Here is a 20,392-nt window from a genome sequence, read left to right as displayed (position 1 = left end):
TTTGTTATCACAAGCTACAATTTACATTATTTACTAATAAAAATTATTATGAGTATCAGCAGCTTAAATTATTTATTTATATTTGGTTTGATGTTTTCTTCAGCAGTGTTTGCTAACCCTCAAACGCTTATATTTTGCTACGAAGATAAAGACGTTGCACCTATGTTTTTGGGCATTGGGCAAGAGGTACCTATAGATAACCCTGGCGCCTCAATTGAAATTTTAAAGCAACTGGATGCCGATATACCCAATGTGGCTATTTCATTTGTTAGAAAACCATGGCGCAGATGCTTAAACGATTTAGAGCTTAACCGAGTTAATGCCGTTATTGCCAGCTATCGTGATGGACGTGAACGTTTTGCTGTGTACCCTACAAACGAAAAAGGGGTGTTGCTAGAAAAATTTGCAGTGAGTCGTTTTAGTAGCTGCTTAATAGGGCGAGCTCGTTTTCATAAACAATGGCAAACACGTGAAGTATTTCAAAATAAAGCGTTCACTATCGCCATTCCTAATGGCTATGGCTTAAACAGCGCGCTAAAAGAAGAGCCTTTTTACATCCATAATACTTTTTCAAAAGACAAAGCTTTTGAATTACTTGATAAAGGAGTGGTACAGGCAAGTGTTGATTTATGCCAAGTAGATGACTTAAAAGTGTCGAGCTATCAACATAAAGGGAGCGATGTAAAACCCCTTTACCCACCTTATGAAACAACCGACGGTTATTTAATTTTTTCAAAGCAGTTTTACCAGCAAAATAGCCAGCTTAGTAAAGAGATATGGCAATGGTTAGCGCGCTTTGACAGTGCACAAATTTATATAAAATACTTGCAAGCTGTTGAGTAATAAGAAAATCAAAGCGCTTATTAACTAAAATAGCGATATGAAATTGGTATTAATCGCATATTAAGGTAGCATAAGCGCACTTTTTATCTTAAGGCACGGCAATGGCTCAATTATACTTTTACTACTCTGCGATGAATGCGGGTAAATCAACCACCTTATTACAATCTGCGTTTAACTATCGTGAGCGCGGTATGGAGCCAGTTATTTTAACGGCTGCAATTGATAACCGCTCTGGTGTAGGAAAAGTATCGTCTCGTATCGGACTGCAAGCTGATGCGCATATATTTGATTCGTCTAAAAATGTTTTTGAGCTGATCCAAAATCTGCAAAACGAAAAAAAGCGCCACTGTGTATTGGTTGACGAATGCCAGTTTTTATCTAAAGAACAAGTTATGCAGCTGACTGATGTGGTTGATGAACTTGGTATTCCGGTATTGTGTTATGGCCTGCGAAGCGACTTTAGAGGTGAGTTATTTATTGGCTCTCAGTACTTGCTAGCATGGGCCGATAAACTGGTTGAGCTTAAAACAGTGTGCCATTGCGGCCGTAAAGCCAATCATGTATTGCGTACAGATGAAAACGGCAATGCCATTGCCGATGGTAACCAAGTAGAAATTGGCGGCAACGACCGTTATGTGTCGGTGTGCCGCAAGCACTATAAGGCTGAGTTAAATATGGGCAGCTAAGGCTCGTATAAAAGTATCTATATCATCTTGGTTTATATCAAGATGAGTGACTAGCCTAAGCTGTTTGCTTGGGCTAATTAATATGCCTTGTTGTGCTAATTGCTCGCTAATATGCGTTATATTTAACTCACTTGAATAGCGCGCATACACCATGTTGGTGGTGTTATTCATATCAACGCTAAACCCATTGAGTTCGTTAAGCTTACTTGCTAAATAACGCGCATTAGCGTGATCGTCTTTTAAGCGAGAGACGTTATTTTTAAGTGCGTATTGCCCCGCGGCTGCCAGCATTCCGGCTTGGCGCATACCACCACCGAGTACTTTTCTCCAGCGCCGTGCTTTTTTGATAAGCGCCTTTGTGCCTAGTAATAGCGAGCCAACGGGAGCACCTAGCCCTTTTGATAAGCAAATTGAAACAGAGTCAAAGTGCTGGGTAATATCTGTAATATCAACGTTTAATTCAACTGCTGCATTAAATGCACGTGCGCCATCTAAGTGCAGAGCTAACGAGTGCTCATTCACAAAATGACGTGCTTTGGCTAAGTAGCTAAGGGGGAGCACTTTTCCGCCTATGGTGTTTTCAAGGCTAAGTAAGCGGGTGTTGGCAAAATGGCTATCGTCTGGTTTTATTGCTGCGGCAATTTTATCAAAACAGAGGCTGCCATCGGGTTCATTCTCAATCGGTTGTGGTTGAATAGAGCCTAATACTGCAGCGCCACCGCCTTCAAATTTATAGTTATGGGCATTTTGCCCGCAAATATATTCATCTCCGCGTTCGCAATGAGCCATAAGCGCAAGTAAATTAGCTTGCGTGCCAGAGCTACAATAAAGTGCGGCTTCAAAGCTAAAACGCTCACTTGCATAGGCTTCTAGCTGGTTTACGCTAGGATCATCCCCGTACACATCATCGCCTACTGGCGCGCTATACATTACATCGCGCATGGCTTTTGAAGGTTTAGTAACCGTGTCTGAGCGAAAATCTATCATGGTTGTTATTCCTTTATTAAGTACTACAGGCTTTATTGTTTTTATGGGTTTAAACAAGCTCTTCAAAAATTTGTTCACGCGTGGCTTTATCAAAATAACTCCAGGCAATAAAGCGACTTACTTTTTGCCCTTGTGCCATGTCTATAATTTTATATTCGGCAATAGGGAGGGTGCTTAATTTATTTTCTAACACTTTAAGTGTTTCTTTTTTTGAAACCAAGGAAGTAAACCATATTACTTGCTCTGCAAATTGCTCACTTTGAGCAATCATATTGCTAATAAACTGTGCTTCGCCGCCCTCGCACCATAGCTCATTATTTTGCCCGCCAAAATTAAGGGTGTTTTTAGGCGATTTTCCTAAGTTTTTCCATTTGCGCTGCGACCCTTTATTGGCCTCTTCTGCGCTTGCGTGAAACGGGGGGTTACACAGGGTTAAATGAAATAAATCTTTTTTATTTATAATGTTTTCAAAAATAGATGATGCGTTTTTTTGGTGTTTTAGGGTTATTTTTAAACCATTAAATTGGGCGATTTGCTTCGCTATTTTTATAGAATTTGCATCGATGTCGCTACCAGTAAAGTGCCAGTTGTATTCATGATTACCCGTTAACGGGTAGACCAAATTGGCCCCTGTGCCAATATCGAGCACCTTAATTTGCCTGCCAGTTGGAATATTTTGTTGGTTGTCGTCGCTTAATAAGTCTGCCAAGTAATGAATGTAATCAACGCGACCAGGAATAGCAGGGCAAAGATTATGCTCAGGAATATCCCAAAAATCTATTTTATAATGCGCTTTTAAAAGCGCTTGATTAAGCGTTTTTACTGCTGTGTTATTGGTAAAGTCAATGCTCTTACTCCCCGCAGGGGTGACGATGATGAAAGGGGTTAACGCATCGTGCTTATCGCATAGCATGTCTAAATCGTAGCCATGTAAATGTTGATTGCGTGGGTGGAGCTTGTTAGAGACTTGTTTTGATTTCATAGCATTAATTTAGCAATTAAATAATGGCGTAATTGTATCAAATGCCCCACTAAAAAGTGCAACCATTTACTTTAGAATTAACAGCTGTACTGGTAGGATGAGTGGCTAAAAATAATAAAGGAAAATTTGTGGCAATTACACAGCACTCCCATTTTGTTCAACTAGGCAATCAGCAAACGCTACATTTACGCCGTATAGCAAACGACAAGCAAGCGGGCCCCGTGGTGTTTTTTATGCACGGCGCAGTAGAAAATGGCAAAATTTTTTATACTCATAGCAATAAAGGGCTAGCCCCTTATTTGGCTGAGCAAGGCTACTGCTGTTATGTAGCAGACCTGCGCGGACGTGGAGAGAGCAAGCCGCTTATTTCGCCGCAGGCTAAATATGGTCAAACAGAGGCAATAGTAGAAGATATCCCCGCCTTTATTAATTACATTGAACAATTTGAGGGTAAAAGGCCAGACTATTGGGTTGCTCACTCTTGGGGGGGCGTTTTAATGAATAGCGTTTTTGCGCGTTTTCCTGAGTATTTAAAAGAGGTTAAAGCGTGTGCTTATTTTGGCTCTAAACGCTCTTTGTTTAACAATCACCCTAAAAAGTTACTACAAGCAAATGTAATTTGGTACTTTATGGCGCCCATATTGGCTAAAAAACAGGGATACTTAAACGCTAAAGGCTATAAGTGGGGCAGCGATAACGAATCGCAAAAGTCGCATTATCAAAGCATGCAGTGGGCTAAAAAAAGGCCATGGATAGATAGCGATGATGGTTTTGACTATGCAAAAGCCTTAGCTAAAGTGCAGGTGCCTCCTACACTGCATATTGGCGCTGTAAACGATAAGGCTCTTGCGCAGCCTATTGATATTAAAAAGTTTATGGCAGAGTCCGGACCTGGAAAACAAACCCTTAAAATTTATGGCAAGCGCCATGGTCATAGTGTGGATTACGATCATATTAATATGCTAACTCACCCTCAGGCACGGGATGAGCAATTTAAAGATGTTGTAAGCTGGTTTAACGAGCACAGTTAGGCAATTAGGCTCATTCAAATTGTTTTAAAAGCGGTGTTTTATAGCGCTCCCAATGCGCGAGTGCCTGTGTATTAATTGGCTGCCTAATGGCTTGTTTGCTTAATGTGCTAACAGCAGCCTTACGCTTATAAAATGCTAAGCATTGCGGTTCATACTCACACCCTAAAAACGAAAATAAAGCACTTAGCTGCGACTCAGGCTCGGCAACTATTTGCTCATAATGAATATCGTATAGCGGTAATGAGGGCAGGCTGCGCCAATGATCCATTAATTTTGCATACAACGAATGGTAAAGTTTAAATTCTTTTAAATCACAAAAGTACGGCTCATTTTCGGCAAAATAGTTACTAAACACCGAAAAAGCAGTGGCGTTAAAATCCCTACTTAAATTAATAAATTTAGCATTGGGGAACAGCAAGTAAATTAAGCCAATAGACTGATAGTTACTCGGTAGCTTATTAATAATGAAAGGGCGTATAGGCTGTGCTTTTTTTAATTCTTCAATATAAATATTGCGAGCTTTTGCGATTAAATCGTTACTAAGTGCGCTTAAGCATTGCGGGTAAGGGGTTTGCGTTTGCTGCTCTATAAATGCCACCACTTGGTTAGCGATACTGGTGTTTTCACCTAATGTGGCAAACTGTGAGTGGCTGGCCATCATTTGCTCAAGTAAGGTTGAGCCGCTGCGGGGCATACCAATAATAAACACAGGCGTAATAGTGCCGGTAAAAGTGTGATCGGCAGATTCAATTAGCTGTTGTGTATTATGCGTTATAATTGTTTCATAAAAAGGCACTAAGTCACTGGTTTTAAAGTGAGTAAGCTTTTTTTGAAGTTTGTTGGCAAGCACATAGTAGTTAAATGCTTGCTCTGTATCTTCTAGTTTGTCGTAGCTTTTACCTAACGCGTAGTAACACACCATTTTTAAACGCACGTTATTCGTTTGCGTTAAAAAGTGGTGCAGGTTGCTCACATAATTATGTTCTTTATTGAAACGGCCTAATTGTACTAGTTCAAATAAAATATAGGCAGTTACGGGGTAAAGCCCCATGCTTAGCGCATGCGCAAATGTGGTGTGTGCTTTGTCTAATTCGCCGTAGCTTAAATAATGCTGAGCTAAATAATAATGAGGCTCTGGGTTATGGCTTGCGAGGCTTTTAGCATATTCGAGTACTTTAAGCGCATCATTAGGGGAATTAACACCGTTAAATGCATCGGCAAGGGCGTGCAGTGGCTCAAGCATATGGGGTAAACGTTCGCATGCTTTTTGTAATAAGTATACCGCTGCATCAAAGCGCTCTAACCTAAGTGCTATCCTGCCTAAACCAAATAATGCTTCGCCGCTTTGCGGGTTACTATTTAAAATTGCTTTAAAATGAAACTCGGCTTCTTTGAGTTTATTTTCTTGTAGTAATTGATTGGCTTTTTTAATTAGCATGATGAGGCATTATTGTTTTTTAATTAATATAAAATAAAAAAGGCGAAATGTCTTAACATTTCGCCTTGGTTTATCATGAAAAAATATTAGAAAGTATAGGTTGCTTTCGCGTAGTAGAAGCCACCGTTAATACCGTATGGAGACGTTTCGTAGTATTGGCCGCCCCAGTTATTGTTAGGGATACCCGTACGGTCTTCAAAATCAAGTTTTTCAGCGTCTTGGTCAAAGATGTTTTGTGCACCTACCGAGAAACTAATAGACTCATTTAAGAAGTACGTTATTTCAGCGTCAATGGTCACGGCTGCATCAGCTGTTTTTGCTGTTGCATCGTAATCTACGTGAACACCTTGGTATTCGCCGTAGTAATTAGCACGGGTAAACATTGAAAAAGATTCCCACTGCTGTGCCCAAGTAAGCGTTGCACGGTGGTTAGGTAAATCTTCTTCTAAACGCTTAACTTTAAACTCACCGGTAATGTCGCTGAACTTAGTTACCTCAGTTTCATTCCAGTTGTAAGCAAGGCTAAATGTAGAGCTTCCGCCTAGCATGTCAGCTGTGTAGTTTGCTACTAAGTCAATACCTTGCGTTGTTGTATCAAAGTCATTTGTGAAAAAGCTTACTTGTGCATAGCTTTGCGCATTTGGTACGCCTGCTGCTTCTAACGTGTCTTTATCATCTTGGCTCAGTACAATTTTTTCTGATTGGCTGATACGGTCATCAACTTCAATGTTGTAGTAATCAAGTGTTACAAATAAATCCCCAATAGTGTAAACCGCACCTAGTGTGTAACTTTGCGATTCTTCTGGCTCAAGCTCTGTACCACCTAATTGCACTGCAATTGGGTTTGTTGGTGGTAAAAGTGCTGAATCTTGTAATACACCATCACTTAAGTTTGTTTGTACGTTACTTACGTTCGCTTGGCCAACAGTTGGAGCGCGGAAACCTGTGCTTACTGAGCCACGAATATTTAGATCTTCAGTTACGTGGTACTGCGCCATTACTTTGTAGTTTGTTGTTGTACCAAAGCTGTCGTAATCTTCAAAACGTACCGCAAGGCCCATTAAGAATTCTTCTGTAAATGGTGCCTCAATATCTACATAAGCTGCGTAGTTACGGCGTGTATATTCGCCTGCATCAGAAGGTTTGAAACCAGGGAAACCATTAGAGCCAATACCAAAACCTTGCTCAGTTAAAGGACCTGCAGTGAATGATGCTTCATCACCCGAAATTACAGTAAATGTTTCTTCGTGCCATTCTAAACCACCGGCAATATTTACATCGTACGCTAGGTCAAAATCAAAGCCTTTAGAAAGGTCAAAGTTAAAGTTTTTCTCTAGTTGCTCATATTTACCTGGGCTAAAATCACGTGGGCTGTCTGCACCTAATGACGCATTAACCGTGTCGTAAATAAAGTAGCGAGATTCGTTTAAACCCACCGTACCACTTAAATCGTAAAATGCATCTTTAAGGAAACCACCCGTAAACATACCCTTTGTACCAATAGTTAAAGAGGTATCTGTGATGTTGCCACCAAAGTTAGGTGTAAAACCGCCAGGAATGGTTTCGTTAAATGCAAAACAATCAGGATTATTAGCAACACCGCTAATGTAGTCTGGGTTATCTAGTACGTTGTCATCAATTGCGATAGTTGGACAGTTACCGCTCATGTCTTCTGTTAAATCGGCAACAAGCAGTGTTTCACCGCCATCGTTTGAGTATACACCTGGGCGAGTGTGCGGGTTACGGTAGTAAAAACCACCACGTACATCACGCTCAGAGTAGTTACCAAACATATAAAATTCTGAATCGTTTGTTAGTTCTAAACCAAAGTTACCAAAAATTGAAATGTCGTCATCAACCTCTGGGGCACCCCAAACTTGCGCAAGCGAAGACACTTCTGGTACGCCTGCAGCAGAAAGTGCGGCTGCATCAGGGCGTTGCTCTGAGCGACTTGTCGCATCTGCTGTTTTATATTGAAAACTTAAGTTAGCAAAACCGTTGTCTGTAAATGGTAAGCCTACGTTACCCGATATCTGTGTGGTATCACCGTCGCCTTCGTAGTATTGACCATGGCGTACTTCAAGTTTACCGCCTTCAGAGGCATCTTTAAGTTGGAAGTTCATTACACCTGCGATTGCATCTGAGCCGTATTGTGCTGCTGCGCCATCACGTAGTACTTCTACTTGCTTAAGTGCAATGCTAGGAATAACTGAAATATCAGCGCCTTGTGCACCATCGTTAATACCACCACCTAAAAATGCAATAACAGAAGCACGGTGACGGCGTTTACCGTTTAAAAGAATTAATGTGCTGTCTGAAGGTAAGCCACGTAAGTTAGCTGGACGTACTAGTGATGCGGCATCACTGATTGGGTTTTGGTGAACATTAAAAGAAGGAACAGAGCCTTTAAGTAGCTCTAGCATGTCTGTGTTACCAGACTTTTCTAGCTCTTCACCGCCAATAATATCAATAGGAACCGGTGAATCACCAATAGAGCGTGGCGCTGAGCGAGTACCCACTACGGCAATTTTTTCAACATTTTTATTAACTTTAGTTTCACTTTCTTCTGCTGCAACAGCAGAACCTGAAATAAACAAACCTGCGGTGGTTGTTGTTGCTAATGCAAATTTAATTGCTTGATTTAGCGCATTGCTTTTAAGTTTCATTCTAATTTTCCCCAGTTAGAATATATTTTGTACGTAATGCAGTAATTAACATTACTTATTTATAATTTTGGACGTGTTCACATGGGGATAAAAAGTCAACCTACTCGACTTCTTAAAGCTAAAAGCCCACCTCATGTGAAGTCCTATGTACAGACTATACATAAAAAACTTTCAGGGCAATTAATAATTAACTCTTTAATAACAAAAAGTTCAAAATAAAATATATTTGCAACAATGGTGCAGTATGTAACTAATTTGAACTAATAAAGTGCGATTTTAACGCTTTTTCGAAGATTTAATGCGCGAAGTGGGTAAGTGGATGTTATCAACTTGTTTCTTTTGGTGAGGCAGGTGGTGTGTTTTGCGCTTGCCAGTCACGATATTTTTGTCTGTATTCGTCCCACACGCAAGGGCTACAGCTACCACCGCCGCAGCATTCATCAGGCTGTGGTTTTTGGGGTTTGAGGAGTACTATTATTTGTTTGTTTTGCATAAAAATGAGCTTTTGAGCACTGTTATGGTGCAAAAGAGTAAAGTATAGGGCGTATTAAGTAAATTATTCTTGTGTAAAACCCTTTATGTGTGAAAATAAAGGGTATGCGATTATATAAAGTTATTCACCGTGCGCCTTGGCGGGTAGTTAAAATTAGTAAAAAGCGCCAACAGCTTCGCTTTCGTCGTGCAATGGTGGCGCTAAAAATTGCTCTTGCGCAAGAAAGGCAAGAAACCATAGAAATGCTCACCATTTATAGGCGTTACACGCAAGGGCAAACCAGCAAAGAAGAGTTAAAGCGTGCTAATGAGCAGTTTGTAGATATTTTAAAAGGGCTTGGATTAGGTGTATTTGCCGTACTGCCGTTTGCCCCTATTACTATTCCATTGGTTGTAAAGCTAGGCAGAATGGTAGGTGTAGATGTATTACCCAGCTCGTTTAACATTAATAAACCAGTTAAAGAACTAGACGCTGAAATAGTTAAAGAGGATTTAAAACAACACACTAAAGCGCCAAATAAAGAATAAATCTGGCTAAAATTAGCTATACCTTTTAGCCGGTCTTATTGGTATGCTTTGAGCTACCATTTTTTATTATATGAGCTTTTCAATGAGTGCATTACTTCGTCATACTTCTTCTGGTATTCCTTTATCTTTTATTCTTAAAAACGAGTTAACTGACTGGCAATCACAACAACCGGCTTTTATCCAAACATGGTTAACAAATAGCGGCTTTGAAAAGCAAGGTTTAGCGCTTGTGCCTGACGCGCAAACCGGTGAGCTAAGCCACGTTTATTGTTTATTACAAAGCCAAGATGATTTTTGGGCCGCAGGCGAGCTTGCCAATAAATTACCCCTGGGCACGTATCAAATTCAAGGCGATGATGCCTTTATAGAGCAAGTCGCGCTTGGTTTTGTGTTAGGCGGCTATGAATTTAGTGAATATAAAGAAAAACCAACGGCCAAAGCACAATTAGCCATTGCCGATGAAGCGCTGTATCAGCGTATTAAGCAACAAGCCGATGCCATTTATTTAGCGCGTGATTTAGTAAACACACCTGCGGTAGATATGATGCCGCAGCATTTATCGCAAGTAATGGAAGATTTAGCCAATAATTACAACGGCGAATTTACCCAGTGGATTGGCGATGAGCTACTTGAGCAAAATTACCCAACAATACATATGGTCGGGCGCGCCAGCGAAAACAAACCGCGATTACTTGATTTAAAATGGGGCGATGAAAACGCACCACTTATTACCTTAGTTGGTAAAGGGGTATGTTTTGACTCTGGCGGGCTTGATTTAAAACCAAGCTCGGGCATGCGTAACATGAAAAAAGACATGGGCGGGGCAGCGCACGTTATTGCTTTAGCGCAGCTAATTATGGCGGCTAATTTACCAATTAGACTGCGTGTTTTAGTGCCTGCGGTTGAAAACGCGGTATCGCGAAATGCATTTCGCCCAGGTGATGTAATTAAAACGCGTAAAGGCATTATGGTAGAAATAGACAATACCGACGCAGAAGGGCGTTTAGTATTGTGTGATGCGCTTAGCGAGGCACAAAACGATAACCCTGAGCTAATTATTGACTTTGCGACCCTTACCGGTGCTTGTCGTGTTGCTTTAGGTACTGAGCTGCCGGGCTTTTTCTCAACAGAGCGCGATGTAGCAAATGGTATTATTGATGCCGGTATGGATGTAAGCGACCCTGTATGGCAATTGCCTTTATTTGATCAGTACAAAAGCTTTTTAAAGAGCGATGTAGCCGATATGGCAAACTGTGCCAGCACACCATTTGGTGGTGCAATTACCGCGGCGCTTTATTTAAAAGAGTTTGTAGAGCCAACCACACCCTGGGTACATTTTGATGTAATGGCGTGGAATTTACGTGCTTTACCTGGGCGCCCAACCGGCGGCGAAGCGTTAGGTATTCGTGCGGTATTTAATTACTTGCAAAGCCGCTTTAAATAAACCTTGTTATACGAGGGTTATACCTCGTATAACTCAAGCGGTAAGTTATCTGGATCGGCAAAAAAGGTGAATTTTTTGCCGGTTATTTCATCCACTCTTATCTCTTCCACAGTTATATTTTGTGACTCTAAATACTGCTTTGCTTGGGCAACGTTTTTAACTTTAAATGCTAAATGCCTTAAGCCTTGCGCTTCTGGGTAGCTTGGTCTTGCAGGTGCTCCATCAAACGAAAATAACTCTATTTGGCTGCCATCAGGCATCGCTAAATCTAATTTATACGAATTACGCGCGGCCCTAAAATACTCGTTAATAACTTTAAGTTTAAGTACGTTACTATAAAAGTGCTTAGAGCGGGCGTAATCACTGCAAATAATAGCAGCATGATGAATCCCTAATAGCTCCATGTAATTAGCTCCATGAGTTTGTTCTTCTAAAAAACAAAAACGCACTAAAAAGTGCGTTTAATTTTTATGTGCTTAAAAACGTTTAGCTAGGCTCAGCGTCTTTGCAGGCTTTAACTGCGGGGGCTACAAGCTCAAGGCCCGTTAGCTCACACGGTGGCAAAGTTGCATCACTTACTTTAATCGGCGTTACACGCTCGCCCCATTTTATATAGCTTGCTGCCCACGTTAAACCTGCGCCAAACGCTGCCGACATAATATTTGAATGCGGCTTAATTAAGCCTTGCTCTACGGCTTCACATAACGCAATTGCAATTGTAGCGGCTGAGGTATTACCGTAGTCAGCAATGTTTACCATTACTTTTTCATCCGGCACTTTTAAACGATGCTGAATTGCTTGAATAATACGTAAGTTAGCTTGGTGTGGCACTAATACGTTAATGTCATCAAGGCTTAGGTTGGCTTGCGTTAATACATCATCACACGCTTCGCTCATACCTTTAACGGCACGTTTGAAAATTTCACGGCCTTCAAACAGTAAGTCCGATGGGCCAATTGGCTCATATTTATTTAAATCACTACCAAAGTTGGTGATATGCAAAATGTCTCTGTCTTCGCTGTCGCAACCGGTTTTAGTACCAAGTAGGCCTGCTGGTGTGTCTGCGGCTTCGAGTACTACTGCGCCTGCACCATCACCAAATAATACAGCGCTGTCACGGCGTGACCAGTTTACATACCAGGTCATGCGCTCTGCAGCAATAACCACGGCTTTTTTAATCATACCCGCCTGAATTTGAGCGGTAGCTGCCTGAAGAGCATATAAAAAACCAGAACACGCAGCATTGGTATCCATAGCTGCAGCGCCGGTAGCACCAATGTTTTTCTGTACTAAAGAGGCGGTATTGGCCACTACAGTAGAAGGGGTACACGTTGCTAAAATAACTAAATCGATATCTTTTGCGTCAATCCCTGCACAATCGATGGCGTGCTTTGCGGCAACGGTTGCAAGTTCTGCAGTGCTTACATGGCTAACCCTACGAGATTTAATACCAGTACGTGTGGTGATCCACTCATCGTTGGTATCAACTATTTCGCTAATTTCATCGTTGCTAATGCTTGCTGGTGGAATACATTTACCCCAACCAGTAATATGTGCGTAGGCCATAGTGTGTTCTCTTAAAAAGGTGGTCTGACGTGTATTGCTAATGGGTGAGTTATATCAAAAATTGCCCTTTAAGAGAAGTTATTAACCTGTTTTGTCTCGTAAATAATAGTAATTGTGGGCAATTTAACGTAAAGCTTGTTTAAAGAGTAAGCAAGTATTAAAACTATACGTAGTGATGTGTTAAACAGCATATAATTGAATAGTGCATGATTTTGCGGCTTTACTTCAACGTAAGTGGCTTGCGTTTATGGCACTGCGTTCAAGCTGTTAGCTTGAGTGCATTAAAGTAAGCCGATATTATTAATTACTGCCCGTTTAACGTATAAACACATAAACACGTGGCAATTGCATACATAATAAGGAAGCCCATGAGCAATAAAATAAAAGTGTCGTTGTTTAATCACTTGATAGAGGCCGAACGACAGTTGCTCGACCCTGATGTTCGTCAATCAAGCCATGCATTAAATGCCTTACTTGATGATGAGTTTATTGAAATTGCAGCTAATGGCACCGTATTTGATAAGCAGCACGTACTCACACGTTTACCTACCGAGGTTGTTCCGCAGTTTTATAATCAGCACTTTAAAGGGCGAATGCTTAGCGATGATGTTGCACAAATTAGTTACCAAGCGGCTTATAGGCGCTCAGCCCGAAGTGAGTTTAATTACTCCTTACGTATGTCGCTTTGGCGTAAAAGTAATGAACAATGGAAAATGGTGTTTCATCAAGGGACCCCGTGCGCGCTGTTTACTATATCAATGGATGAAGATTAACTTTTTTAACGTATTAAATTTTATAGGTATATCACACCTTGTTTATGCAAACCGACCCGACCATTAGCCGCCTTTTAATGCTGCGAAGTGGTGCTATTGCTGTGCAGTTAATTGCTGTACTAAGCGTGTATTTTTTATTAGAACACCAAATAGCGTTACTCCCTTTATTAGTGGTAATAGCCATAGAGGCGATATTTCAATTAGTAAGCGTATTCGCCTATCGAAATGTTAGCCAAGCGCGCCCTATAGGGATGTTAATGCAGCTCACTGCGGATGTCCTGTTTTTAACTATTTTGCTCTCATTAAGTGGCGGCGCAACCAATGCGTTTGTATCGCTATTATTGCTACCTATCATGATTGCAGCGGTCACCCTTCGTGAAAAAGGACTCGCTTATATCGCCGTACTGGCAATTGCCGCTTATAGCTTTTTACTCATTAGGATGCCCGATCACAGTATGCATCAAATGAATATGAGCGGGCATTTTATAGGCATGTGGGTTAACTTTGTTTTAAGTGCAAGTGTTATCGCTTTGGTTATTGGTGCTATGAGCCGAGCATTAAAGGAGCGAGAGCGCACAATAGCTAAAGCTCGCGAGCAGCAATTGCGCAACGAGCAACTGGTAACCCTAGATGGCGCAGCTGCGCAAATAACCCATCAACTAGCCAGTCCTATCGCTAACTTACAATTACTATTTGAAGAGCTTTTAGAAGAGCAGCCAAATAACCCTGTCGTGGTGCAAATGCAAACACCGCTCAAGCAATGTGCTAGGCAATTAAATGACTTTAGAAAGCTCTCTGCTCAGCTTCGTAATAAAAATACCACCGAACACATTAAAGTAAACCAGCTACAAACGCAGATCATCGATACATTATTACTGCAACACCCTGATCAGCACATTAATTGGTTAAGTGAGCCAATAGCAGCCACCTTAAAAAGTGATGCAATGCTATTGCCCGCCATACTTAATTTGCTACAAAATGCATGCATTGCTAATCAAAAAAATAACCAAACCCAGTTAGAGCTAAGCTGGCAGCAAGATAATCAACACAGTGAATGTATATATTTGCTAATTCGTGATTTTGGTAGCGGTTTTAGCCAATCACAATTAGCAGAGCTTGGCGGGCAACTTATGCCTAGCAGCCAAGGTATGGGGCTTGCGGTTTTACTTTCTAATGTAACGTTTGAGCGACTAAACGGCTCGTTAACTTTGTATAATCACGCTGGTGGCGGGGCAGTGGCTAAAGTAAAATTAGCCATAGCAAATAATGAGCAATCACTTACATGAAATTACTTATAATTGAAGACGATATAAACCTTGCCAGTACACTTGCTCGGCGTTTAACAAAGCAAGGCTTTAGTTGTGAAGTTGCGCATAACCAAAGTGATGCATTACTCAGTGCACATAAACACTTACCAGATTTTATTTTGCTCGATATGAAACTAGGTGACGATAACGGCCTTGCCTTAATTAAGCCACTTCGCTGCTTATTACCGCAGGCGTATATTGTATTATTAACAGGGTTTGCAAGCATTGCCACCGCAGTAGAGGCCATGCGTTTAGGCGCTAACGACTACCTTACTAAACCCGTTGATATGGCCACGTTATTAAAGGCCCTAAACGCAGATTTAAATACACAAAATGTTAGTGATGTTGCCACACCAGTTATGTCACCAGAGCGTTTAGAGTGGGAGCATATTCAGCAAGTGCTACATAGTAATAACGGTAATGTGTCGGCCACTGCGCGGCAACTCAATATGCATAGGCGCACATTGCAGCGTAAGTTACAAAAAAAGCCGGTTCAGCAGTAACTGCTTAAGGGGTATAAAATGAGTGATGATGCGGCTACATTAATGCGTAATCAAAAAATTATATTATTCGATGCACAGTGCAAATTATGTAGTGCGTGGTGTAATTTTATAATTAGCATTTTTAAACTGTGCAGCGTGCAATCCCCAAAAGGTGCACTGCTATTAACTCACTTTGGTTTTTCAACCACACAATACGCCACAATGGTTTACCTACAAAACGGCAAAGCGTACACGCAAAGCCATGCTTTTTTTGAAGTAGTAAAGCAGCTAGGTTACCCCTATAAACTCGCCACTGTATTTAGTGTTTTACCTAGCACCTTTAATAATTGGCTGTATGATAAAATTGCTTTAAACCGCTATACCTTATTTGGAAAATATCAGTATTGCAGAATACCCAATCCAGAAGATGCAAAACATTATTTATAAACTAGTCGTTCACGCATTGCAGTATAAGTAGATGCTAGGTTTAAGTGGCTGTGCTAAAATCGCCGCGTTTTAAATTATCAGGGCTTTGAAATGGCAAGTACAGCGCACGCACTCCACATATTGGTTAAACACAAAGAAATAGCAGAAGACATTATTAAGCAATTAGGTAAAGGTGCCAAGTTTCAAACCTTAGCTAAAAAATACTCGTCGTGCCCATCAGGTAAAAAAGGCGGTGACCTTGGCGAATTTAGACGTGGGCAAATGGTTCCACAGTTTGACAAAATAGCCTTTAATGGCGCTATTTTAGAGCCACATTTAGTTAAAACTAAATTTGGCTGGCATGTAATTAAAGTGCTTTATCGTACTTAATAAGCTCGCTGTCAAATACTAAAAAGGCTGCACACTGCAGCCTTTAAGATATAACCTTACCCGATTATTAATTATCCAAATTAAACTCAATTGTTATTTCTAAGTTTTTATCAGGTACAGCAACACCATTAACAACTTTAGGTGAGTATTGCCATTTAGATAGGGCACGTTTGGCTTCGCTATTAAACACTTGTTCAGGTTTAGCGTTAATAACTTTAATATTATTTGGGCGGCCATAACTATCTACATCATAAGACATGGTAACAAAACCTTCTGTTTTGTTACGTACCTCTGCAACAGGGTATTTAGGGGGAACTGTTGATTTTACTGTTGCGGTAGGACTGTCTTGAAGTGGAGTTGTAGTACAGCCAGTAATGATTAGAGCGGCAATGATAGACAGTAAGTATTTCATTTTAATTCCTTTTATTATTTAGTTAGTCCCCTTTTTTACACTAAAAGACCAGCCATGTAAAATAATCCGGTTAGTTATCAAGCTCATTATTTAACCTGAATTAAGGTAATTTAATAAACATCCAGATACCCGCCGCAATCATAAACAGGTTTTCGGTTAGAGAGACAAATCCCAGCGGTACATTACTATCTCCGCCAACACAGGCACATTTAAGCTCTCGTTTGTCTATGTAAACAGCCTTAATCACCGACACGGCGCCAACACCCCCAATAAATAAAGAAATTGGTGCAACAATATAAGCTGAAAGCCCTGCAATCATGCCAATACTTACAAATGCTTCTAAAAATGGATACACATAAGCATATCTCACTACTTTCATCGCAAATAAATCATAGGTTATAAAAGAATTACTAAAGCTGTATAAGTCGCGTAATTTTTGAATAGCCAGTACGCCCATTGTTAACGCAACAAACAGCATAACTGTATGCATAGAAAAAAGTGCAAAGCCAGTCGAGTAGCTAAATGCAAAGGCAAGCAATAAGGTAACAGCAAAAATGGCCGTTACGGGAGTATAAGTAGTACCTTGTTGGCCAGGCTCCGATTTATTAAAGTAAGTGCGCAGGTCGTCATACCCGCCAATGCGTTCGTTATCGATAAATGTTTGTGGTGTGGTATCAACATTGTGCTTTTGTTGAAATGCATCGGTTTCTTCGCGCGAAGTCAGCGGCTTATCATCTACCTTATAGCCCTTTCGCTTAAGTAAATCTTTTGATTTGAGTCCAAATGGGCAAATATGCTCATTAGTTACCATTCTGTATAATGTTGCTGACTTAGCCATGCTTGCTCCTTATGCGTATTTAGTTACTCGTTAGCCCTTAAATAATAGTGAGTGAATGGCGGTATGAAAGAAGTTAATGGCACGTTGTAATATTTACGTGGTATTTGAAATAAAATAGCGCGCAGCACACTCATTAAGAACACAAAATAGGCAATGCACGTATAGTGCCAGCACTTTTATAAAAGCGCAGAAGGTAAAGTTTGAGTAGCAGAGGGTTTTTGTTAAAAGCTTATAGAAAAATAGGTTCACGTAGGCAGTAAAGTCACGCTGCACCTTTAAAATCATATAAGACTGCATTGCGCAGCCTTATATATGTTAAACAGCAGCTTACTTGCTAAGCGTCTTGCTTGGCCTCTTCTTCACTAATTTGTTTTAGTGCTTGAATAAACGACTCACTCGGTTGTCCGCCACTGATTGCATATTTATCGTTGATAATAAATGTAGGGACTGAAGTAATACCGAGTTGCTTAAAGCGGTCTTGCTCTTGGCGTACTGTTTGAACGTATTTATCTGAGTGTAAAATACTACGCGCCTGTTCTTTATCAAGGCCAACACTTTCTACTACATCAAGCAGTGCCTCTTCTTGATTTAAGTATTTTAAATCGGTGAAGTGTGCTTCAAACATGGCAAGCTTTAATTCGGTTTGCTTATCTTCTTCACGCGCCCAAGTAAGTAGGCGGTGTAAATCAAAGCTGTTGATCATGATGCGCTCACCATCAAAATTAAAGGTAAACCCGGCACGCTGACCTGCTTCGTACATGTTTTTACGATTTTCATCGCCTTGCTCTTCGCTTAGGTTGTACTTTTGCATTAGGTGCTCATTTAAATTTTGACCTTCAAGCGGCATGTCAGGATTTAGCTCAAAAGGATGCCACGTAATATCTGCACTCATCTCGTCTTTAAGTTGGCCAAGCGCTGTTTCTAGGTTTTTGTAACCTATTACGCACCATGGGCACATTACGTCTGACACGATATCAATTTTAAAGTTTTTCATATTCATCCTTTTGCGGATTGCTTTGGTATAACAAACGATATTGGGATGAAGTATGCATTATCAATCCTCAAACTAAAAAGAGCAGCTAATGGCTGCTCTTTATAAAGGGTTTAAGCGTTCAGCCCAAACGGGTCGTCAATACTATAACTTGGTTGTGTAAACCAATGCGGGCCGTTGTCGGTCATATAAAAGTGATCCTCCAAACGTACACCAAATTCATCAGGTATTACTAGCATTGGCTCGTTACTAAAACACATGCCAGGTGCAAGTGGGGTTTTGTCTCCACCGACTAAATAAGGCCATTCGTGAATGTCTAAGCCAATACCATGGCCCGTACGATGCGGGCAGCCCGGTGTTTGATACTGTGGCCCCAATCCTTGAGCCGCTAAATAGTGACGAGCGCCTGCATCAACGGCTTCACACGTAGCGCCAATTTTTGCAGCACTAAAAGCGGCGAGTTGAGCTGCTTTTTCATGATCCCAAAACATCCGTTGTCGCACTGTTGGCTCACCAAATACATAGGTGCGGGTTATATCTGAAAGGTAATCATGCACTTTGCAACCGGTATCTATTAATACCATATCGCCTTTTTTAAGCACTTGCGCATCTTTAACGCCATGTGGAAATGAGGTCGCCACACCAAACAATACAATGCAAAAATAGTTACCTGGTGCACCTACCTTTTGATGCGCTTTTTTAATAAAGGCTTCTACCTCTGTGGTGGTAATACCTTCATATAGCATGCTTGCAGTTGCTTGGTGCACTGCAAGGGTCATATCCATTGCGCATTGCATAAGCGCTAATTCGTTTACTGATTTATGCATGCGGCAATGTGCAGTAACACTTTGAGCATTAACTATATTTAAGCCTTTTTGCGCTTTGTTAATGCCATCAAATATAAAAAACTGTGCACTTTCATCAATGCCTATTGTGGCATTGTCATTAATGTTGAGCTGCTTGAGTACACTTACAAATAGCGCATAAGGGTTTTCGTGCTCTTGCCAGCCATGAATGGGGCCTTCAATCACTTTAAAGCCGTTTAGGGTGCCAATTTCAAAATAAGGGGCTATGTATTGTACATCGCCTATAGCGGGTAAAATGGCGCCAACCATGCGCTCACTTGCATACCATTTCATACCTGTAAAATAAGTAAGGTTTGTACCTGCATTTAAATAAATTGCATCAATATTATTTGCTTGCATATAAGCTTGTGCTTTTGCAATGCGCTGTAAATATTCATCTGCTTGAATAGGGGTTACATTGGCGGTCATATTGCTTAATCCCGCTAATGCTTGCTCGCTTGTGTGTGTACCAACGCCTAGTGTGGCCATAAAAGTCTCCTTGGTTTCAATACCAAGCTGCATAAATACTTGAGCAATTGAACATATTAAATTTCACTAAAATGTTAAAAAGCCCGAATAAGCAGATTGGTGTAAGGCATTGTGTTTAATGTAAAATCATAATTCAATATTATGCGACAACATGCATGCTAGAGTTTTTTAGCGTAAGGTAAACGCGATAATTTATTGCTAGTGTGGTAGCTATCAAGCCCTGTTACAGCCACTGTTTCAATGGCTTGCAAATCTAAAAAGCCATCACTTTGAAGCGCCGCTTCATCTAAATACACATCGGTAATTTCACCTATAACCAGCTCGGTGCCATTAACGGCTAAGTGTTGGTGCTCAACGTATTTTACAGAGTATTTTAATCGCGACTCTTGCACAAACGGGGCTGTAAATTCATTTAGGTATTCTGGCGTTAAACCTGTCGCGTCAAACTCCGACTCGCCTTTATCGTAGCGAGCAGATGTTTGATGAGCTTGCTTATATATGGCCTTATTAACTTGGTTAATGGTGTAACAGCCGGTTTCTATGATGTTTTCAAACGTATGGCGAGGCACGCTATTAGGACGCATTATCATGCCAACCAATGGCGGGTGAGCCCCTAAATGAATAACCGAGCTAACAATAGCTACATTTGTATTGCCTTGCTTGTCTTGCGTGCCAATTAAGTTGGCGCTTTTAAAACCCGAAAGTGAATTAATTAAATGAGTACGAGTGTGTTTTTCAAGTGCGTTTATGCGCTCTTTAGTAAAATGCATTAAAGG

Annotated in this window: 22 protein-coding genes; 10 read left to right on the top strand and 12 right to left on the bottom strand. The window is 40.8% G+C overall.

Annotated elements, in window-relative coordinates; translation table 11 throughout:
• Positions 1 to 48: 48 nt before the first annotated feature.
• Together MTF64_RS02375 and MTF64_RS02370 are read left to right on the top strand one after the other, a co-directional pair.
• Complete coding sequence (locus MTF64_RS02375; protein WP_055253902.1) at positions 49 to 843, top strand: hypothetical protein; 795 nt, start codon at positions 49 to 51, stop codon at positions 841 to 843.
• A 101-nt stretch (positions 844 to 944) separates the two neighbouring features.
• Complete coding sequence (locus MTF64_RS02370) at positions 945 to 1,529, top strand: thymidine kinase (protein ID WP_248450394.1); 585 nt, start codon at positions 945 to 947, stop codon at positions 1,527 to 1,529.
• Here MTF64_RS02370 and ltaE read toward each other — a convergent pair.
• Positions 1,512 to 2,516, bottom strand: a complete 1,005-nt coding sequence (gene ltaE / locus MTF64_RS02365; RefSeq protein ID WP_248450392.1) for a low-specificity L-threonine aldolase — start codon at positions 2,514 to 2,516, stop codon at positions 1,512 to 1,514. The genes MTF64_RS02370 and ltaE overlap by 18 nt on opposite strands.
• Before the next feature lie 49 nt (positions 2,517 to 2,565).
• Positions 2,566 to 3,498 (bottom strand): 23S rRNA (adenine(1618)-N(6))-methyltransferase RlmF, encoded by a 933-nt coding sequence (gene rlmF, locus MTF64_RS02360; RefSeq protein WP_248450390.1) that lies wholly within the window; start codon positions 3,496 to 3,498, stop codon positions 2,566 to 2,568.
• A gap of 128 nt (positions 3,499 to 3,626) precedes the next feature.
• Here rlmF and MTF64_RS02355 point away from each other — a divergent pair, with 128 nt between their 5' ends.
• Positions 3,627 to 4,529: an alpha/beta fold hydrolase gene (locus MTF64_RS02355; RefSeq protein WP_248450388.1), complete on the top strand. Its 903-nt coding sequence runs from the start codon at positions 3,627 to 3,629 to the stop codon at positions 4,527 to 4,529.
• A gap of 10 nt (positions 4,530 to 4,539) precedes the next feature.
• Here the strand turns inward: MTF64_RS02355 and MTF64_RS02350 are convergent, their stop codons facing one another.
• The 3 genes from MTF64_RS02350 to MTF64_RS02340 form a co-directional block, all read right to left on the bottom strand.
• Entirely contained in the window at positions 4,540 to 5,967 is a 1,428-nt protein-coding gene (locus MTF64_RS02350) for a sulfotransferase (RefSeq protein ID WP_248450386.1), read from the bottom strand.
• An 86-nt stretch (positions 5,968 to 6,053) separates the two neighbouring features.
• Positions 6,054 to 8,633 (bottom strand): TonB-dependent receptor, encoded by a 2,580-nt coding sequence (locus MTF64_RS02345; protein WP_024031950.1) that lies wholly within the window; start codon positions 8,631 to 8,633, stop codon positions 6,054 to 6,056.
• Between the two features lie 325 nt (positions 8,634 to 8,958).
• Positions 8,959 to 9,126 carry an oxidoreductase-like domain-containing protein gene (locus tag MTF64_RS02340; RefSeq protein WP_096042878.1) on the bottom strand — a complete coding sequence of 56 codons (168 nt, stop codon included), beginning with the start codon at positions 9,124 to 9,126 and terminating at the stop codon, positions 8,959 to 8,961.
• A gap of 104 nt (positions 9,127 to 9,230) precedes the next feature.
• Between MTF64_RS02340 and MTF64_RS02335 the strand changes: the two genes are divergently transcribed.
• Positions 9,231 to 9,653 carry a hypothetical protein gene (locus MTF64_RS02335; RefSeq protein WP_024031949.1) on the top strand — a complete coding sequence of 141 codons (423 nt, stop codon included), beginning with the start codon at positions 9,231 to 9,233 and terminating at the stop codon, positions 9,651 to 9,653.
• Between the two features lie 82 nt (positions 9,654 to 9,735).
• The gene (locus tag MTF64_RS02330; protein WP_126009088.1) at positions 9,736 to 11,097 is read left to right on the top strand and encodes a leucyl aminopeptidase family protein; all 1,362 of its coding nucleotides are present in this window, start codon (positions 9,736 to 9,738) and stop codon (positions 11,095 to 11,097) included.
• Between the two features lie 17 nt (positions 11,098 to 11,114).
• Here the strand turns inward: MTF64_RS02330 and MTF64_RS02325 are convergent, their stop codons facing one another.
• On the bottom strand, positions 11,115 to 11,501 hold the full coding sequence (locus MTF64_RS02325) for a VOC family protein (RefSeq protein WP_248450384.1): 387 nt from the start codon (positions 11,499 to 11,501) through the stop codon (positions 11,115 to 11,117).
• A gap of 82 nt (positions 11,502 to 11,583) precedes the next feature.
• Complete coding sequence (locus MTF64_RS02320) at positions 11,584 to 12,663, bottom strand: ketoacyl-ACP synthase III (RefSeq protein ID WP_248450382.1); 1,080 nt, start codon at positions 12,661 to 12,663, stop codon at positions 11,584 to 11,586.
• A 368-nt stretch (positions 12,664 to 13,031) separates the two neighbouring features.
• Here MTF64_RS02320 and MTF64_RS02315 point away from each other — a divergent pair, with 368 nt between their 5' ends.
• The 5 genes from MTF64_RS02315 (at position 13,032) to MTF64_RS02295 (ending at position 16,041) form a co-directional block, all read left to right on the top strand.
• On the top strand, positions 13,032 to 13,436 hold the full coding sequence (locus MTF64_RS02315) for a nuclear transport factor 2 family protein (RefSeq protein WP_004588774.1): 405 nt from the start codon (positions 13,032 to 13,034) through the stop codon (positions 13,434 to 13,436).
• Positions 13,437 to 13,480: 44 nt separating this feature from the next.
• Complete coding sequence (locus tag MTF64_RS02310) at positions 13,481 to 14,722, top strand: ATP-binding protein (RefSeq protein WP_248450525.1); 1,242 nt, start codon at positions 13,481 to 13,483, stop codon at positions 14,720 to 14,722.
• The gene (locus MTF64_RS02305) at positions 14,719 to 15,246 is read left to right on the top strand and encodes a response regulator (protein WP_248450381.1); all 528 of its coding nucleotides are present in this window, start codon (positions 14,719 to 14,721) and stop codon (positions 15,244 to 15,246) included. The genes MTF64_RS02310 and MTF64_RS02305 overlap by 4 nt, the downstream gene beginning before the upstream one ends.
• Before the next feature lie 18 nt (positions 15,247 to 15,264).
• Entirely contained in the window at positions 15,265 to 15,672 is a 408-nt protein-coding gene (locus tag MTF64_RS02300; RefSeq protein WP_248450379.1) for a DCC1-like thiol-disulfide oxidoreductase family protein, read from the top strand.
• A gap of 90 nt (positions 15,673 to 15,762) precedes the next feature.
• Positions 15,763 to 16,041: a peptidylprolyl isomerase gene (locus MTF64_RS02295; RefSeq protein WP_004588770.1), complete on the top strand. Its 279-nt coding sequence runs from the start codon at positions 15,763 to 15,765 to the stop codon at positions 16,039 to 16,041.
• A gap of 67 nt (positions 16,042 to 16,108) precedes the next feature.
• Here the strand turns inward: MTF64_RS02295 and MTF64_RS02290 are convergent, their stop codons facing one another.
• The 5 genes from MTF64_RS02290 to MTF64_RS02270 form a co-directional block, all read right to left on the bottom strand.
• Positions 16,109 to 16,453 (bottom strand): TonB family protein, encoded by a 345-nt coding sequence (locus MTF64_RS02290; RefSeq protein WP_248450378.1) that lies wholly within the window; start codon positions 16,451 to 16,453, stop codon positions 16,109 to 16,111.
• Positions 16,454 to 16,553: 100 nt separating this feature from the next.
• A complete protein-coding gene (locus MTF64_RS02285) occupies positions 16,554 to 17,291 on the bottom strand; it encodes a MauE/DoxX family redox-associated membrane protein (RefSeq protein WP_248450377.1) in 738 nt (245 codons plus the stop codon).
• Positions 17,292 to 17,625: 334 nt separating this feature from the next.
• Positions 17,626 to 18,285 (bottom strand): DsbA family oxidoreductase, encoded by a 660-nt coding sequence (locus MTF64_RS02280; RefSeq protein WP_248450375.1) that lies wholly within the window; start codon positions 18,283 to 18,285, stop codon positions 17,626 to 17,628.
• Positions 18,286 to 18,395: 110 nt separating this feature from the next.
• Positions 18,396 to 19,616, bottom strand: a complete 1,221-nt coding sequence (locus MTF64_RS02275) for a Xaa-Pro peptidase family protein (protein WP_154945465.1) — start codon at positions 19,614 to 19,616, stop codon at positions 18,396 to 18,398.
• Between the two features lie 158 nt (positions 19,617 to 19,774).
• Positions 19,775 to 20,386 carry a flavin reductase gene (locus MTF64_RS02270; RefSeq protein ID WP_248450374.1) on the bottom strand — a complete coding sequence of 204 codons (612 nt, stop codon included), beginning with the start codon at positions 20,384 to 20,386 and terminating at the stop codon, positions 19,775 to 19,777.
• Positions 20,387 to 20,392 lie beyond the last annotated feature (6 nt).

The organism is Pseudoalteromonas sp. 2CM41L (assembly GCF_023161905.1).
GTDB lineage: Bacteria > Pseudomonadota > Gammaproteobacteria > Enterobacterales > Alteromonadaceae > Pseudoalteromonas > Pseudoalteromonas atlantica.
The sequence above is the reverse complement of the archived record's forward strand: the minus strand, read 5'-3'. Positions and strand labels throughout refer to the sequence as shown.